This window comes from Paractinoplanes lichenicola (genome assembly GCF_016785085.1).
Taxonomy (GTDB): domain Bacteria; phylum Actinomycetota; class Actinomycetes; order Mycobacteriales; family Micromonosporaceae; genus Actinoplanes; species Actinoplanes lichenicola.
On record NZ_JAENHO010000015.1, the window covers coordinates 78018 to 94344 of the forward strand.

General features: G+C 71.5%; 12 protein-coding genes. 7 read left to right on the forward strand and 5 right to left on the reverse strand.

The genetic code is table 11. From position 1 onward, the window contains the following. Positions 1–560 precede the first annotated feature (560 nt). On the reverse strand, positions 561–3149 hold the full coding sequence (gene clpB / locus JKJ07_RS41140) for an ATP-dependent chaperone ClpB (protein ID WP_202997442.1): 2589 nt from the start codon (positions 3147–3149) through the stop codon (positions 561–563). 146 nt (positions 3150–3295) lie between these two features. Here clpB and JKJ07_RS41145 point away from each other — a divergent pair, with 146 nt between their 5' ends. The 4 genes from JKJ07_RS41145 (at position 3296) to JKJ07_RS41160 (ending at position 6846) form a co-directional block, all read left to right on the forward strand. Next, positions 3296–4528, forward strand: coding sequence for a sugar efflux transporter (locus JKJ07_RS41145; RefSeq protein WP_202997443.1), 1233 nt, complete (start codon positions 3296–3298; stop codon positions 4526–4528). 22 nt (positions 4529–4550) lie between these two features. Continuing rightward, positions 4551–5048, forward strand: coding sequence for a cation:proton antiporter regulatory subunit (locus JKJ07_RS41150; protein ID WP_202997444.1), 498 nt, complete (start codon positions 4551–4553; stop codon positions 5046–5048). A 14-nt stretch (positions 5049–5062) separates the two neighbouring features. Next, positions 5063–6271, forward strand: coding sequence for a cation:proton antiporter (locus tag JKJ07_RS41155; protein WP_202997445.1), 1209 nt, complete (start codon positions 5063–5065; stop codon positions 6269–6271). Positions 6272–6399: 128 nt separating this feature from the next. Further along, a complete protein-coding gene (locus JKJ07_RS41160) occupies positions 6400–6846 on the forward strand; it encodes a hypothetical protein (RefSeq protein ID WP_202997446.1) in 447 nt (148 codons plus the stop codon). Between the two features lie 36 nt (positions 6847–6882). Here JKJ07_RS41160 and JKJ07_RS41165 read toward each other — a convergent pair whose 3' ends face one another. The 4 genes from JKJ07_RS41165 to dnaK all read right to left on the reverse strand — a co-directional run bounded on the left by JKJ07_RS41165 (position 6883) and on the right by dnaK (position 11170). Further along, entirely contained in the window at positions 6883–7317 is a 435-nt protein-coding gene (locus JKJ07_RS41165; protein ID WP_202997447.1) for a heat shock protein transcriptional repressor HspR, read from the reverse strand. 22 nt (positions 7318–7339) lie between these two features. Next, positions 7340–8542, reverse strand: a complete 1203-nt coding sequence (gene dnaJ, locus JKJ07_RS41170; protein WP_202997448.1) for a molecular chaperone DnaJ — start codon at positions 8540–8542, stop codon at positions 7340–7342. A 67-nt stretch (positions 8543–8609) separates the two neighbouring features. Beyond that, positions 8610–9257, reverse strand: coding sequence for a nucleotide exchange factor GrpE (gene grpE, locus JKJ07_RS41175; RefSeq protein ID WP_202997449.1), 648 nt, complete (start codon positions 9255–9257; stop codon positions 8610–8612). Beyond that, positions 9254–11170 (reverse strand): molecular chaperone DnaK, encoded by a 1917-nt coding sequence (gene dnaK, locus JKJ07_RS41180; protein WP_202997450.1) that lies wholly within the window; start codon positions 11168–11170, stop codon positions 9254–9256. The genes grpE and dnaK overlap by 4 nt, the downstream gene beginning before the upstream one ends. A gap of 465 nt (positions 11171–11635) precedes the next feature. Here dnaK and JKJ07_RS41185 point away from each other — a divergent pair, with 465 nt between their 5' ends. From JKJ07_RS41185 to JKJ07_RS41195, 3 genes are read left to right on the forward strand one after another with little or no spacing between them, the layout of a single operon-like run. Next, positions 11636–13339 carry a GTPase domain-containing protein gene (locus JKJ07_RS41185; protein ID WP_202997543.1) on the forward strand — a complete coding sequence of 568 codons (1704 nt, stop codon included), beginning with the start codon at positions 11636–11638 and terminating at the stop codon, positions 13337–13339. Positions 13340–13388: 49 nt separating this feature from the next. Continuing rightward, complete coding sequence (locus tag JKJ07_RS41190) at positions 13389–15077, forward strand: GTPase (RefSeq protein WP_202997451.1); 1689 nt, start codon at positions 13389–13391, stop codon at positions 15075–15077. A gap of 37 nt (positions 15078–15114) precedes the next feature. Continuing rightward, a complete protein-coding gene (locus JKJ07_RS41195; RefSeq protein WP_202997452.1) occupies positions 15115–16326 on the forward strand; it encodes a hypothetical protein in 1212 nt (403 codons plus the stop codon). Position 16327: the final 1 nt, after the last annotated feature.

Consider the following 16327-nt stretch of genomic DNA (forward strand, 5'->3'; position numbering starts at 1 on the left):
CATCGGACGACGATGCCCGATATATCCGTAAATAGGTCGCTCGTTCAGGGGGCGACACGGGTCGAAGGTGGTCCCTACACTTCCATCCGTGGCACCGACGCGGCAGCAGAGATCTTCCGCGATGCCGCCTACCCGACTCACGAGTCGCCCGCCCACTGTGAGGGCCGAGGCAGACCGTTCGAGCCGGGCGAAAGTCCCGTTACGCCGGCCGCGTGACCACTCCGCGGCGGCCCCAGACCTGTTAAGGACCGGTGAGTCCCATGCCCCACGCCGACACTCTGACCGTCGTTCACCATGACGACACGAGGACCCGATTCAAAGACGTCCGATATCAGCTCCACCGCGACGGCATCCGCATCTGGTCCGACGAGGGAGAGCAGGTCGTCACCGACGTCCTGATGACGCAGGCCTACCGGCAGAGGCCGGCCACAAATTAATCCACACAACTGAAGACGCGAGGGGCCCCGGGGCGATCGAGAGATCAAACCCCGGGGCCTTTTCCCGTACGGGGACCGGCCGCGCGACACAAAGGGGGCCGGCCGCGCGGCGCGAGCGGCAGGTCAGCCCCGCGAGACGCGCAGCCCGTCCTTGGTGTCGCCCAGGTCGACCACCACCCTGTCGCCGTCCCTGATCTCGCCGGCCAGCAGCGACTTGGCCAGCGCGTCGCCGATGGTCGACTGCACCAGCCGGCGCAGCGGCCGGGCGCCGTAGATCGGGTCGTATCCGTGCTCGCCCAGCCAGTCGATCGCGGAGCCGCTGACCTCGAGGGTGAGCCGCCGCTCGGCGAGCCGGGTGCGCAGCCGCCCGAGCTGGATGTCGACGATCGCCGCCAGGTCGCCCCGGGTCAGCGCGTGGAACACCACGATGTCGTCGAGCCGGTTGAGGAACTCGGGCTTGAAGTGCCCGCGCACCACGGCCAGCACCTCGTCGCGCCGCTCCTCCTCGCCCATCGTGATGTCGGCCGTCTGTGACCCCAGGTTCGAGGTGAGCACCAGGATCGCGTTGCGGAAGTCGACCGTACGGCCCTGCCCGTCGGTCAGCCGCCCGTCGTCGAGCACCTGCAGCAGCACGTCGAAGACGTCGGGGTGGGCCTTCTCCACCTCGTCGAGCAGCACCACGCTGTACGGCCGGCGCCGCACCGCTTCGGTCAGCTGCCCGCCCTCCTCGTAGCCGACGTAGCCGGGCGGGGCCCCGACGAGCCGGGCGACCGAGTGCTTCTCGCCGTACTCGCTCATGTCGATGCGGACCATGGCCCGCTCGTCGTCGAAGAGGAACCCGGCCAGCGCCTTGGCCAGCTCGGTCTTGCCGACGCCGGTGGGGCCGAGGAACAGGAAGCTGCCGGTCGGGCGGTCGGGGTCGGCGATGCCGGCCCGGGCCCGCCGCACGGCGCCGGCCACCGCGGCCACCGCCTCGGCCTGGCCGACCACCTTGTCGCGCAGGGATTCCTCCATGCGCAGCAGCTTGGCGGTCTCGCCTTCCATCATCCGGCCGGCCGGGATGCCGGTCCACGAGGAGATCACCTCGGCGATGTCGTCGGCCCCGACCTCCTCCTTGACCATCGGCGGCTCCTGCGAGGCCTCCTCGTCGGCCGCGGCCGCGCTCTCGATCTCGCGTTCGAGCGCCGGGATCACCTGATACTGCAGGCGGGAGGCCTTCTCCCATTCGGTGTCGCGCTGGGCCCGATCCAGCTCGGCCCGGGTCTCGTCGAGCTGCTTCTTGAGCTCGCCGACCCGGTTGAGGCCGCCGCGCTCGCGCTCCCACCGCGCGTTCAGGGCGGTGAGCTCCTCCTCGCGGTTGGCCAGGTCGAACTCGATGCGGGCGAGCCGGTCGCGCGAGGCCGGGTCGGTCTCCTTCTCCAGGGCCAGCTTCTCGACGCGCATCCGGTCGACCTGACGCTGCAGCTGGTCGAGCTCGACCGGCCGCGAGTCGATCTCCATGCGGAGGCGGGACGCGGCCTCGTCGATCAGGTCGATCGCCTTGTCGGGCAGGAACCGGTCGCTGATGTAGCGGTCGGACAGGCTGGCCGCCGCGACCAGGGCGCCGTCGGTGATCTGCACCCGGTGGTGCGCCTCGTAACGGCCCTTGAGCCCGCGCAGGATGCCGATGGTGTCCTCCACCGTCGGCTCGCCCACCACGACCGGCTGGAAGCGCCGCTCGAGCGCCGGGTCCTTCTCGATGTGCTCGCGGTATTCGTCGAGCGTGGTCGCGCCGACCATGCGCAGCTCGCCGCGGGCCAGCATCGGCTTGAGCATGTTGCCGGCGTCCATCGAGCCCTCGCCCTTGCCGGCGCCGACGACCGTGTGCAGCTCGTCGAGGAACGTGACGACCTGGCCGTTGGAGTTGCGGATCTCCTCGAGGACGCTCTTGAGCCGCTCCTCGAACTGGCCGCGATATTGCGCGCCGGCCACCATCGCGCCCAGGTCGAGCGAGACCAGTTTCTTGTCGCGCAGGGTCTCGGGCACGTCGCCGGCCACGATGCGCTGGGCCAGGCCCTCGACGATCGCGGTCTTGCCGACGCCGGGCTCGCCGATCAGCACGGGGTTGTTCTTCGTGCGCCGGGAGAGCACCTGCACCACGCGGCGGATCTCGGCGTCGCGGCCGATGACCGGGTCGATCTTGCCCTCGCGGGCCAGCGCCGTGAGGTCGACGCTGTATTTCTCGAGCGCCTTGTAGGTCTGCTCGGGGTCGGCGTTGGTCACCCGGCGCTCGCCCCCGCGCACCTGCGGGAACGCGGCGACCAGGGCTTCCTCGGTGGCGCCGACGTCCTTGAGCGCGCGGCCGACGGCGCCGCCGACGCGGGCCAGGCCGGCCAGCAGGTGCTCGGTCGAGATGTATTCGTCGCGCAGCGGCTGGGCGATGAGCTCGGCCTCGCCGATCGCGTTCACGAACTCGCGGGAGAGGCTGGGCTCGGCCGTGCTGGAGCCCCGCGCGGACGGGATCTGCTCGACGGCGCGCAGCGCGACCCGGCGTACGTCGGCGGGGTTGGCCCCCACGGCGCGCAGCAGGGCCGGCGCCGTGGAGCCGCCCGTGTCCAGCAACGACAGCAACATGTGCCACGGCTCGACGGTGGCGTGACCGCGCCGACCGGCGTCGGCGACCGCCCCCGTGATCACGTCGCGGCTCTTGGTGGTCAAGCGTTCGGCGTTCATCTGCTCCCCTGGTCGGAAGACTTGAGCGTACTCAACTCAACTCTATGCCCGCGGCGCCACAGCGACAACGCAAGGGTGAGAACCGGCCGTGACAGTCGCCACGACAGCCGTCGAGGACCGCGGGAAGCGCCGTAACGTAGCGAATCATGGCCGTTCCACCCGCGGCGCACGGCTCCATGTCGCGGCGCTTGCTCCCGCTCGCCCTGATCTTTGTGGCGGTCGGGATCTCGACCTCGTTCGTCGGTCCCTACCTGGCTCTCTTCCTCAGCGACGCGGTGCACGCGGGCCCGGTCAAGACCACCGTGTTCCTGGTGGTCGCGCCGCTCTCCGGCGTGGCGATCTCGTGGCTGGTCGGCCGGCTGTCGGACCGCCGCCCGATCCGTCGCAAGCTGCTGATCGCGGGCGCGCTGGCTGGGTTCGCGGGGGCCGCGGCGACCGCGTTCGTCCGTGACTACTGGGTGCTGTTCGCGCTCACGGTCACGCTGACCGCGCTGGCCGGCACCCTTTTCCCACAGACTTTCGCGTACGCCCGGCAGGTGCTCCAGCAGGGTGACCCGAAGCGGGCGGCGATGGGCATCAGCTCGCTGCGCACCCTGTTCTCGGTCGCCTGGGTCGCCGGTCCCCCGCTGGCCGCGCTGATCCTGGCCGACTGGGGCTTCACCTACACGTACGGGCTGGCCGCGGTCATGTATGTGGTCGTCGCGCTGATCGTGCTCCGCTTCCTGCCCGAGGTCGGCCGTCCCGCCGGGCCCACGGAACCCACCGCGGTCGTCGCGGCTCCCGAGGCCGGCCGGTTGACGATCATGCTCCTGGTGGCCGGTTTCACCGTCGTCCAGACCGCGCAGGTGCTCGGTGTCCAGGCCATGCCGCTGTTCGTGAGCGACGAGCTGGGCGGCTCGGTGCGCGACGCCGGCCTGATCCTGGGACTGTGTGCCGCGATCGAGATTCCGCTGATGCTCGGCTTCGGCATGCTCTCGACCCGGCTGCCGCTGCGCGCGCTGATCGTGTTCGGCGTGGTCTGTGGCCTCGCGTACCAGGCGATCGCGACCGTGGCCGGGTCGATCTGGGTGCTGGCGGCGGCCCAGCTGCTCAACGCCGCCTTCATCGCGGCCGTGGGCGGGCTGAGCATCACCTACATGCAGGACCTGTTGCCGGCGCACCCGGGACGGGCCACCACGATGATCACGAACACGTTCCCGATCGGGCAGATCCTCGCGGCCCCGGCGTTCGGCCTGGCCCAGCAGTTCGGCTTCCGTCTCGCGTACGGGCTCAATCTCGCTCTTTGCGTGCTCGGTCTCGCGCTGATCCTGCTCGCCCGGCCACGCCGCCGGAACGTCCCGGGAGTGCCGGAGGATGCGCTAGTGCCCGGAACCGTGTGACACCTGGGCTACGGTGGTGATCGTGCGTGTACGGGTGGAACAGACTCCGCTGCCGGGTATCGGCGTTCGCCATGACCTGGTCACCTCCTCAGGCCGTACGGTCGGCGTCGTCTCGCACCGCAACGGCCGCCGCGACCTGGTGCTCTACGACGTGGACGACCCCGACTCGTGCCTGGCGTCGATACCGCTGACCGACGACGAGGCCGAGGCCCTGGCCGACGTGCTCGGCGCCTCGCTCATGCTGGGCCAGCTCGCGGGGCTCCGGCAGCAGGCGTCCGGGCTGCTCACCGAGCAGATCGCGCTGCCCGCGGGCTCCCCGTTCGTGCGGCGCAAGCTGGGCGACACCCGCACCCGCACACGCACCGGCGCCTCGATCGTGGCGGTGATGCGCGACCGCGAGGTGATCGCGTCGCCCGGCCCCGACTTCGTCTTCGAGGCGAACGACGTCGTCGTCGCGGTCGGCACCCGCTCGGGCCTGGACGGCGTCACCGCCATCCTGGCCGGCGACACCGACGACTAGGCCGCGGTAAGTAAGTGCACGGGACGACGATCCTCCTCATCGAGGTCGGCGCACTGCTCTTCGCGCTCGGCATGCTCGGCCGGCTCGGCCGGCGCTTCGGTCTCTCGCCCATCCCGCTCTATCTGCTGGCCGGGCTCGCCTTCGGGCACGGCGGCCTGGTGCCGCTGTCGGCCAGCGAGGAGTTCATCGAGATCGGCGCCTCCATCGGCGTCATCCTGCTGCTGGTCATGCTGGGCCTGGAGTATTCGGCCGGCGAGCTCGTCGGCAATCTGCGCGCGGCCGCCCCGGCCGGGGTGCTCGACGCGGTGTTCAACGCGCTGCCCGGCGCCGCGTTCGCGTTGTTGATGGGCTGGGACTGGCGGGCCGCCCTGGTGCTGGGCGGCATCACCTGGGTGTCGTCCTCGGGCGTGATCGCCAAGGTGCTCGGCGATCTGGGCCGGCTCGGCAACCGCGAGACCCCGGTGATCCTCTCGGTGCTGGTCATCGAGGACCTCGCCATGGCGTTCTATCTGCCCCTGGTCACCGCCGTGCTGGCCGGCGTGGGCCTGATCGGCGGCCTCAAGTCGCTCGGCGTCGCCGTGGTCACCGTGCTCGCCGTCCTGGTCGTCGCGATCCGGTACGGCCGGCAGATCAGCGCCCTGATCTCGGCCCGCGACGCCGAGGCGCTGCTGCTCGGGGTGTTCGGCCTGACCCTGTTCGTGGCCGGGGTGGCCGAGGAGCTGAACGTGTCGGCCGCCGTCGGGGCGTTCCTGGTCGGCATCGCCATCTCGGGTCCGGTGGCCCATCACGCGACCGAGATGCTGGCGCCGCTGCGCGACCTGTTCGCCGCGGTCTTCTTCGTCTTCTTCGGCCTCTCCACCAACCCGGCCGACATGCCCCCGGTGCTGCTCCCGGCGCTGGGCCTGGCCGCCATCACGATGCTGACCAAGGTGCTGACCGGCTATCTGGCCGCCAAGCGGGTGGGCATCGCGCTGCCCGGCCGGCTGCGGGCCGGGCTGGCCCTCATGCCGCGCGGAGAGTTCTCGATCGTCATCGCCGGGCTGGCCGTCGCCTCGGGGGTCGAACCCGGGCTCGCGCCGCTGGCGACGGCGTACGTGTTGATCACTGTGGTGTCCGGCCCGATGCTCGCCCGGCTGCCCGATTACGAGTGGTTCAAGACCTTTATCCGCAGGTGGCGGACGCCGTCGCCGCCCCCGCTGCGACCCTTGGCGACCGAGGAATGACATTCAGGCTGCAATAAGTTACTAGCAAGTATCTAATTGTGAGCCCTTGACACTTTCGCGAGACATCATCTTCGCGCTACCGTTCCCTCCCGACAACTGACAGTCATCAGATTTTCTCGGGCGGCGACGTGGCAGTGCGTGAGTCGACTTTCTTTGGTTTTGCGAACCCGGTCGATCCTCGGCCGGAGGAGCTACAGGCGTGGGCCTATCACCCCGAGGCCGTGCCCTTAAGCAGCATGCCCCCCGACTGGGATCTGCTGATCTCCGGTGACGTCCTCGCGCCCACGCTCTTCGAGCTGGCCATGGACAGGCAGTGCCCGGCTCGCCGTTTCGCCCAGCACTGCATGTACATCTACGCCGCCGACGGCGTCCGGCAGAACGCGACCGGCCAGCGCAAGCGCCGGCTGAAGAAGTTCGTCGAACGGGCCGAGGAGGTCGGCGACGAGCCGATGTCGATCTGGGCGCACAACTGCCGTGTGCTGATGAGCCGGCCCGAGATCTTCGACTACTCCGACTGGATCGAGGGCGGCCTGGTGCGGCATCAACGCCGGCTAGGTCTCTTCAACCGGCGATAAGAAAACGGCCCCGCTCAGCGGGGCCGTTTTTTCTCGCTATCGATCGGATGCTCTTCGGGGCCGCCACACGACCAGCGCGGTCGAGGGTCGCTCCTGGCGCACCAGGTCACGTCCGCCGTACGGGCTTTCCATGTGGGCGATGCGGGTGTAGGCCTCGGACAGCTCGTGCTCGAGCTCGGCCAGTCGCTGCTGGAGGTCGCCCACCAGCTGCTCGAGGCCGATGATGCGCTTGATGCCGGCCAGGTTGACGCCTTCCTCCTGGCTCAGCTTCTGCACCTCACGCAGCAGGGCGACGTCCCGCTCGCTGTAGCGGCGCCCGCCACCACCGGCCCGGCCCGGCTGCACCAGCCCGAGCCGGTCGTACTGCCTGAGGGTCTGCGGGTGCATCCCGGCGAGGCGAGCCGCGACCGAGATGATCAGGACCTTCGCGTCGGAGGTCTGCTCGACCGAGATGCTGATCTCTTCATGCATGGTGTCCCTCCTGGTCGCTGACCTAAGTGTTCCGGCGCACCCGAGCCTCGAGCCGCTCCCGCCCGGCGGGCGGGGTCAGCTTGGCGAACCGCTCCAGCGCGTCCCGGGCTTCCCCCGTGACTCCCCCCGGCACCTGCACGTCGACCGTGACGATCAGGTCTCCGGGTGGTCCGTCCTTGCGCGTGATTCCCTTGCCGCGCGCCCGCAGTTTGCGGCCGCTCGGCGTGCCCGGCGGCACCCGCAGAGTGACCGGGCCGTCCAGCGTCGGCACTCGCAGATCCGCGCCGAGCACCGCCTCGGCGATGGTGATCGGCACGACCAGGGTGAGGTCATCGCCCGTACGGCCGAACACCTCGTCCGGCCGCACGCCGACCTGCACATAGAGGTCGCCGGCGGGCCCGCCCCGGTCGCCCGGCTCGCCCCGGCCGCTGAGCCGGATGCGCTGACCGTCGGCGACCCCGGCCGGGAACCGGACGTTGATCGTGCGGTTCTTGGTGACCCCGCCCGTGCCGCGGCATTCCGGGCACTTCTGGTCGACGATCGTGCCCGCGCCCTGACAGTCACGGCAGGGCTCGGAGAAGCTGAACGACCCCTGGTTGCGCGAGATCAGGCCGCTGCCGGCGCACTGCGGACAGGTCCGCGGCGAGGTGCCGGGCTTGGCCCCGTTGCCGTGACAGGTCTCGCACTCGCCGGCCGAGCGCAGCGTGAGTGGCAGCGTCGTGCCCTTCACGGCCTGCGCGAAGTCCAGCGTCACTTCGGTCTCGACATCCCGGCCGCGGCGGGGACCGCCACGACGTGCGGCGCCGCCTCCAGGGCCGCCGCCCGAAAATATCGAGGAGAATATGTCGGAGAAGCCGGCGCCGCCGAAGCGCCGGTCGCCGGCCGCGCCACCCTGCGCGCCCGCGCCGCTGAACCCGCCGAACAGGTCGGACGGGTCGAACTGGGTGCCGCCGGCGCCGGAGCGAGCGCCTCGGCGGAACGCGCCCGAGCCGAACAGCGAGCGCATCTCGTCATACTCTTTGCGCTTCTTGTCGTCCGAGAGCACGTCGTACGCCTCGGAGGCGGCCTTGAACTTCTCCTCCGCCTCCTTGTTGCCCGGGTTGCGGTCCGGGTGCAGATCGCGGGCGAGCTTGCGGTACGCCTTCTTGATCTCGTCGGTCGGAGCGGACTTGGGCACGCCGAGAACGGCATAGAAGTCCTTCTCGAGCCAGTCCTTCGAGCTCATCCCGCCTCCCCCCTCCTGCGGCAGGTCCCGCCTGCCGCGGCGCGGCAGACGGGACGAACATGTGAGATCACTCCGGGTCGGCCACCGCGACCAGCGCGGGTCGCAGCAGCCGCTCGCCCAGGTTGTAACCGCGCCGCATGACCTCGACGCAGGTCGGCTCGGTGACGTCGGCGGACGTCTGGTGAGCGACCGCCTCGTGGCGGTTCGGGTCGAACGGGTCGCCCTTCTCGCCAAAGGCCACCAGGCCGAGCTTGCCGGTGACCGCGGTCAGCGACTCGGCCACCGAGGCGAACGGGCCGACCAGGTCGCCGTGCTCGCGCGCCCGGTCGATGTCGTCGAGCACCGGCAGCAGCGAGGTCAGCACCGCGCCGGTGGTCTGCTCGGCCGCCGCGCCCCGGTCGCGGTCGACCCGCTTGCGGTAGTTGGCGTACTCGGCGGTGACCCGTTGCAGGTCGTGGGTCCGCTCCTCGAGCTCGGTCCGCAGCGCCTCGAGTTCGGCGCCGAGGGCCGGCTTCGGTTCCTCGGGCTTCTCATCTTCAATATCGGCGGTCACGGGTGCCTCGTCCTCGGGCTCGGCCGCGCGGTGTGCGCCGACCGCGGCCTTGCCCTTGGCCGTGGGGGCCTTGGGCTCGGCCTTTGGATCGATCTTGCGGCGGTCCCGGATGACGACCCGCTCGGTCGCCTGACCGTCGTTCTCGTCGTCCGTGGCAGTCACTTCTTGTCGTCCTCCACGATCTCGGCGTCGACGACGTCGTCGGCGCCACCCGCGGACGGGCCGGCGTTCGAGGCGCCGGGCGTGGTGCCCGGGCCGGTCGCGCCCGTGGCACCGGGACCGGTGGCACCGCCGGGAGCGTCCTGCGGGCCGTCGGCGCCGGGGCCTGCCTGCGGAGCGTCACCCTGCGAGTACAGCAGGGAACCGGCCTCCTGCGAAACCTGCGACAGCCGCTCGTGCGCCGACTTGATCTTCTCGATGTCGGTGCCACCGAGCGCGCCGCGCAGCTCGCCCAGCGCCTCGCCGATCTTGCTCTTGCTCTCCTCGGGCAGCTTGTCGCCGCTCTCGGCCAGGAACTTCTCGGTCTGCCACTGCAGCTGCTCGGCCAGGTTGCGGGCCTCGGCGTCGTCCTTGCGCTTCTTGTCGTCGTCCGCGTGGTCCTGCGCGTCGCGCATCATGCGCTCGATGTCTTCCTTCGGCAGCGCGGAGCCGCCGGTGATCGTCATCTTCTGCTCCTTGCCCGTGCCCAGGTCCTTGGCGGACACGTGCACGATGCCGTTCGCGTCGATGTCGAAGGAGACCTCGATCTGCGGGACGCCGCGGGGCGCGGGCGCGATGCCGCTGAGCTCGAAGGTGCCGAGCTTCTTGTTGTACGCCGCCATCTCGCGCTCGCCCTGGAAGACCTGGATCAGCACGGAGGGCTGGTTGTCCTCGGCGGTCGTGTAGACCTCGGAGCGGTGCGCCGGGATGGTGGTGTTGCGCTCCACCAGCTTGTGCATGATGCCGCCCTTGGTCTCGATGCCCAGCGAGAGCGGGGTGACATCGAGCAGCAGGACGTCCTTGACCTCGCCCTTGAGCACGCCGGCCTGCAGGGCGGCGCCGACGGCGACGACCTCGTCCGGGTTGACGCCCTTGTTGGGCTCGCGGCCGATCATGCTCTTGACCAGGTCGGCCACGGCGGGCATGCGGGTCGAGCCACCGACCAGGATGACGTGGTCGACGTCGGCCAGCTTGACGTCGGCGTCCTTGATCGCGGACTCGAACGGGCCCTTGCAGCGGTCGAGCAGGTCCTGCGTCATGCGCTGGAACTCGGCGCGGCTGAGCGACATGTCGAGGTGCAGCGGGCCGTCCGGGCCGGCCGTGATGTACGGCAGGTTGATGCTGGTGGTGGTGGCGGCGGAGAGCTCGATCTTCGCCTTCTCGGCGGCCTCGCGCAGACGCTGCAGGGCCATCTTGTCGGCCCCGAGGTCGATGCCGTGCTCGCCGCGGAACGTCTTGACCAGGTGGTCGATGATCCGCTGGTCCCAGTCGTCGCCACCGAGGTGGTTGTCACCCGAGGTCGACTTGACCTCGATGACGCCGTCGCCCAGCTCGAGCAGCGAGACGTCGAAGGTGCCGCCGCCGAGGTCGAAGACCAGGACGGTCTGCTCCTTGGAGCCCTTGTCGAGCCCGTACGCCAGGGCGGCGGCGGTGGGCTCGTTGACGATCCGCAGGACGTTGAGGCCGGCGATCTCGCCCGCCTCCTTGGTGGCCTGGCGCTGCGCGTCGTTGAAGTAGGCCGGGACGGTGATGACCGCGTCCGTGACCGTCTCACCGAGGTAGGCCTCGGAGTCGCGCTTCAGCTTCATCAGGACCCGCGCCGAGATCTCCTGCGGGGTGTACTTCTTGCTGTCGATGTCGATCGACCAGTTGGTGCCGACCTCGCGCTTCACCGAGCGGATGGTCCGGTCGGGGTTCGTCACCGCCTGGCGCTTCGCGACCTCGCCGACGAGCACCTCACCGTTGCGGGCGAAGGCGACGATGGACGGGGTCGTCCGGGAGCCCTCCGCGTTGGCGATAACGGTGGGCTCGCCTCCTTCCAGAACGCTGACGCAGGAGTTCGTGGTGCCGAGGTCGATGCCGACCGCACGTGCCATGGTGGTTCCTCAATTCCGGGTTGCTCAGACAAGGTTGAGTGCAACGGACTCAATGATGCCACGGGCGTGCACATCGTCAAGTTGAAGTTGAGTCTCCCCGGCGCAACTGCCAGGGTTCTCACAGGGCACCAGCACTTCGGTAGATACCTGTCCGGTCACGGCATTCCGGCCGCTGTTGTCCCGCATGCATAGATCGGGCACTCTTTACCCGTGACGACGCACGGTGACGCGGTCGGTCCGTCGGCCCTGTCCGCCGCACCCGCTGCCACGCAAGACCCCGCGACGGCCCCCAAGGCCGCCCCCGCGGATGAGAAAGCGCAGGTCAGCGTCATGGCCGCCGATTCAGCGAGCCCCTCCGAGGGTACTGAACCCACCGTGCCCCGTCAGCCACATCAGGAACCCGAGGAACGCCGCCCCGCCGACCTCGGCGAGGCCGACGCGCGCATCGCCGAGGCGCCACCGGCGATCACCCGGCTCGCCGAGGCCCTCAGCGCTCTGCGCGCGGCGATCGGCGGCACGGAATATCCGCTGGTGATGCCCTCGGCCGAGGAGGCCCAGCGGGTCGGCGCGGCGCTGACCACCCAGCTCGACGACTATCTGCTGCCCCGCCTGGCCCGGCTCGACGCCCCCCTGCTGGTCGTCGTCGGCGGCTCCACCGGCGCCGGCAAGTCGACGCTGGTCAACAGCCTCGTGCGGGCCCCCGTCAGCAGCGCCGGGGTGCTGCGCCCGACGACCCGCTCGCCGGTGCTGGTCAGCAACCCGGCCGATCTGCCCTGGTTCCAGCAGGGCCAGCTGCTGCCCGGGCTGACGCGCACCCGCGAGCCCAGCAACGACGCGGCCGCGCTGCAGATCGTCTCGGCCCCCGCCCTCGGCGCCGGCCTGGCCTTCCTCGACGCGCCCGACATCGACTCGGTGGTCGACCGCAACCGCAAGCTGGCCGCGCAGCTGCTCGCGGCGGCCGACCTGTGGCTGTTCGTCACCACCGCCGCCCGCTACGCCGACGCCGTGCCGTGGGAGCTGCTGACCACCGCCCGGCTGCGCGGCACGGTGATCGCCCTGGTGCTCGACCGGGTGCCGGCCGAGGCCGCCCCCGAGATCGCGACCCACCTGCAAGACATGCTCAACGTCCGCGACCTGGGCGCCGCGCCGCTGTTCGTGCTGCCCGAGACCAGGCTCGACGGCCAGGGCCTGATCAGCGAGGAGGTCATCCGCCCGCTGCACGACTGGTTCGGCCGGCTCGCGGCCGACTCCGCCGCCCGCGCGGCCGTGGTGCGCCAGACGCTCGACGGCGCGCTCACGTCGCTCGGCCCGGCCGTCGCGGGCCTGGCCGACGCGGCCGACGAGCAGGCCCGCGCGGCCAAGGCGCTGGGCGACCGGGTCACCGCGGCCTATCGCACCGGCCGGCAGACGCTGGGCGACGGCCTGCAGGACGGCCGGCTGCTGCGCGGCGAAGTGCTGGCCCGCTGGCAGGAGTTCGTCGGCACCGGCGAGTTCCTCAAGACCCTGGAGAGCAAGGTCGGCCAGCTGCGCGACCGGTTCGTGTCAGCCCTCACCGGGCGCCCGGCCCCCGGGCGCAACCTGCAGATGGCGCTCGAGTCCCAGCTGGTCACGCTCCTGCGCGGCATCGCGGCCGACGCGGCCGAGCAGGCCTATTCGGGCTGGCAGGCCCATCCGGCGGGGGCGGCCCTGCTCGAGCCGGGGCTGCAGCGCCCCGCGGCCGACCTGCCCGAGCGGGCCGACCGCCTGGTGCGCGACTGGCAGCAGGCGGTGCTCGCCCTGGTGCGGGCCGAGGGCGCCGAGAAGAGGGTCGTCGCGCGCGGGGCGGCGTACGCGGTCAACGGGGCCGGCCTGGCCGTGATGATCGCCGTGTTCACCTCGACCGCCTTCATCCCGACCGGGCTCGAGGTCGCCGCGGGCGCGGGCAGCGCGGTCGCCGCCCAGAAGGTGCTCGAGGCGATCTTCGGCGACCAGGCCATCCGGACGCTGGCCACGCAGGCCCGCGAGGATCTGCTGCTGCGCGCGGGCAAGCTGCTCGACGAGGAGGCCGCGCGGTTCACCGGCCGGCTCGCCGCGGTCGGCCTCGACGCGGAACCGGGGGCCCGGCTGCGACAGGCCGCGGCCGACGTGGAGACTGCCCGGGTGGAACTCGCGTTGACGGGGAGCTCATGAGCGGGTCATCAGGCTCAGTGCCCGGCTGCAGCGAAGCGAAGGCGGGGGCATGAGCCTGGTGGAAAAAGTCCGGGACGATCGAATCGACTCCGAGCGGCTGGTGCAGCGGCTCGAGGCCCTGAGCCGGTTCCTGCGCCTGGTCGACCCGCATCTGCCGGACAGCGATCTGGTGGCCGCGCACACGCTGGTCGAGCGGGCCGGCAACCGGCTGGCCCTGTCGCGCGACCACACCGTCGTCGCGCTCGCCGGCAGCACCGGCAGCGGCAAGTCCAGCCTGTTCAACGCGCTGGCCCGGCTCAAGCTGTCGCCGGTCGGCGTGCGGCGGCCGACGACCGGTGTCGCGCACGCCTGCGTCTGGGGCCCGCTCGAGCCGGCCAGCAAGCTGCTCGACTGGGTCGGTGTGCTCCCGCGGCACAGGTTCATCCGGGAGAGCGCCCTCGACGGCGAGGACGAGGCCTCGCTGCGCGGGCTCGTGCTGCTCGACCTGCCCGACTTCGACTCGGTCGAGCGCGGCCACCGGCTCGAGGTCGACCGCCTGCTCGGCCTGGTCGACCTGATCGTCTGGGTGGTCGACCCGCAGAAATACGGCGACCGCATCCTGCACCAGGCCTATCTCTCCCAGTTCCGGTCGCATGCCGCGGTCACCGTCGTCGTGCTCAACCAGGCCGACCGGCTGTCCACGCAGGACACCGAGCTCGTGCTGGGCGACCTCAAGCGGCTGCTCACCGAGGACGGACTGGGCGACGCCCCGGTGCTGGCCACCTCGGCCAAGCAGCCCGGCATGCTGGGCGACCTGCGAGGCTCGCTGGAGAGCACGGTCGCCGAGCGGCAGGCCGCGCTGCGCCGGGTCGCCGGCGATCTCGACTCGGTGGGCGAGCCGCTGACCGCCATGATCGGCCCGCCCGCGGCCGAGGACGAGGTCGATCGAGCCACCGTCCGCCAGCTGACCGACGCGCTCGCCGTCTCGGCCGGGGTCGGCGCGGTCGCCGACGCCACCGCGGCCGCCTATCGGCATCGGGCCGCGGCCGCCACCGGCTGGCCCCTGACCCGCGGCCTGCGCCGCCTGCGTCCCGACCCGCTGCGCCGGTTGCACATCGCCGACAAGCCGGCGGCCGAGACGCCCGCCGCCGAGGCCGCGCCCCGCACCCCCTCGACCGAGCTCGTGCCGCGCACCTCGCTGCCCGAGGCCGACGCGGCCCAGCGGTCCGCGGTCAGCCTGGCCGTCCGCGCGGTCTCCGACCGGGCCGCGGCGCCGCTGCCCGAGGTCTGGAAGCCGGCCCTGACCAACGCCGCCCGCTCCCGGGCGGCCGACCTCTCCGACGCGCTCGACCGCGCGATCGGCACGACCGACCTGGGCGTGGCCAAGTCGCCGCTGTGGTGGCGGGCCGCCGGGGCGCTGCACTGGCTCTTCCTGGCCGCCGCCGTGTTCGGCCTCGGCTGGCTGATCTTCGGTTACGTGCTCAAGATGCTCGGGCTGCCCGAAATGGACAATCCGGAGGTCGGCGTGGTGCCGCTGCCGACCGTGCTGCTGCTCGGCGGGCTGTTGCTCGGGGTGTTGCTCTGGCTGCTCCTGCGACCGGCCGTGGAGTGGGGCGCCCGGCGAGCCCGGCGCCGGGCCGAGCAGCGATTGCGGGCCTCGGTGACCGAGGTCGGCCGGGAGTATGTGGTGGCGCCGGTGCGCGAGGTGCTGAACTCGTACGCACAGGCGCGTGAAGCTCTGACCGCGGTGCGTTCGTAGTAGTCCCGGCACGCACCGTGGCGGGTAGGCTCGCGACATGCCCGCACCACAGACTCCGTACGAGGCGGTCCTGCACGCGGCCCGCGACGTGGCGAAGCTCGACTGCGCGCTGGACGCCGAGATGCTGGGGACGGCCCTGCTCGGCAGTGTCTACGCGGTGGCCCAGGAGGATCGCGCGGCCGCCGTTCGCGGCTTCGTCGGTGAGTTCCTCTCCGCCACCGCCCGCCGGCGCACGGCCTCGGCCACCACGATTCGTGAGGTGTTCGCCGCCCTCGAGCCCGGGGCCGAGGGCGCGGCCCAGGTGCGGCGGGGCGCGCAGGCGCCGGCGTGGGTCGCCCAGCTCGGCCGGGTCCGGCCCACCGGCTGCTACGCGTACGGGGATGTCTTCGGTGATCAGACGTCCTATTTGGTGACTTTCGCCTACGACGACGAGCAGGACGGCGGCCCCGAGCACGCGCTCGTCGCGCTGGTCGATCACAACATCGGCATCACGAAGGACTTGTTCGTCGGGTCCTCGGCCGAGCGCATCCTCGAGCAGGTGCGCGAGATGTGCGCCGGCGACGACCTGACCTGGTTCCGCGAGGAGGATCCGGGCCGGCTGCGCGGCGAGGTCGACCGCCACCTCGAGATCACCGACTCGCTGACCGACCTGCCGAGCGAGGGCTCGCTGGCGACCGACCGGGCCCTGGCCGGCGCGCGGCTGGCCCTGCTGCCCGCGGCGACCACCCCGCCGCTGGCCGAGCCGCCCGCGATCAACAGCACCGATCTCGTACGGGAATTCCTCTCCTCACCCGAGGCGGCGCGCTTCGGCCTCGACCGGGTGCACGCCGACGACGAGCTGGCCTCGCTGCACTTCTGCCTGAGCCTGATCCTCGACCACGCGGTGAGCCTGCCCGACCCCGACCCGATGCGCTGGAGCCCCGCCGTGGCCGGGCTGTTCCTGCTCGACTGGGTGCACCGGCGGGCGGTGCTCGACATGGACGACGCGGCGATGCTGCCCCGGGTGACGCGAGCCTGGTCAGCCTACGCGATCCGCAAGCGTGACCTGCCCGCGGCCGCGGCCGAGCAGATCGACCACGTGGTCGAGGAGATGATCCCCGAGTTCGCGCGGCTCTACGCGACGGGCGAGAAGCGCAGCCCGGCCACGGCGGCGGTGGCCCAGCTGATCTCCGAGGGCGTCGACCCCAACGACACCGACGCGATCGACGCCTGGATCGAGGCCAACCGCCACCGCCTCGACGACGCCTGAG

Excerpts from the sequence above, each read along its gene's own strand:
- JKJ07_RS41165 (WP_202997447.1), bottom strand. The coding sequence starts at position 7,317 with ATGCATGAAGAGATCAGCATCTCGGTCGAGCAGACCTCCGACGCGAAG.
- dnaK (WP_202997450.1), bottom strand. The coding sequence starts at position 11,170 with ATGGCACGTGCGGTCGGCATCGACCTCGGCACCACGAACTCCTGCGTC.
- JKJ07_RS41195 (WP_202997452.1), top strand. The coding sequence starts at position 15,115 with ATGCCCGCACCACAGACTCCGTACGAGGCGGTCCTGCACGCGGCCCGC.
- dnaJ (WP_202997448.1), bottom strand. The coding sequence starts at position 8,542 with ATGAGCTCGAAGGACTGGCTCGAGAAGGACTTCTATGCCGTTCTCGGC.
- clpB (WP_202997442.1), bottom strand. The coding sequence starts at position 3,149 with ATGAACGCCGAACGCTTGACCACCAAGAGCCGCGACGTGATCACGGGG.
- JKJ07_RS41145 (WP_202997443.1), top strand. The coding sequence starts at position 3,296 with ATGGCCGTTCCACCCGCGGCGCACGGCTCCATGTCGCGGCGCTTGCTC.
- JKJ07_RS41190 (WP_202997451.1), top strand. The coding sequence starts at position 13,389 with ATGAGCCTGGTGGAAAAAGTCCGGGACGATCGAATCGACTCCGAGCGG.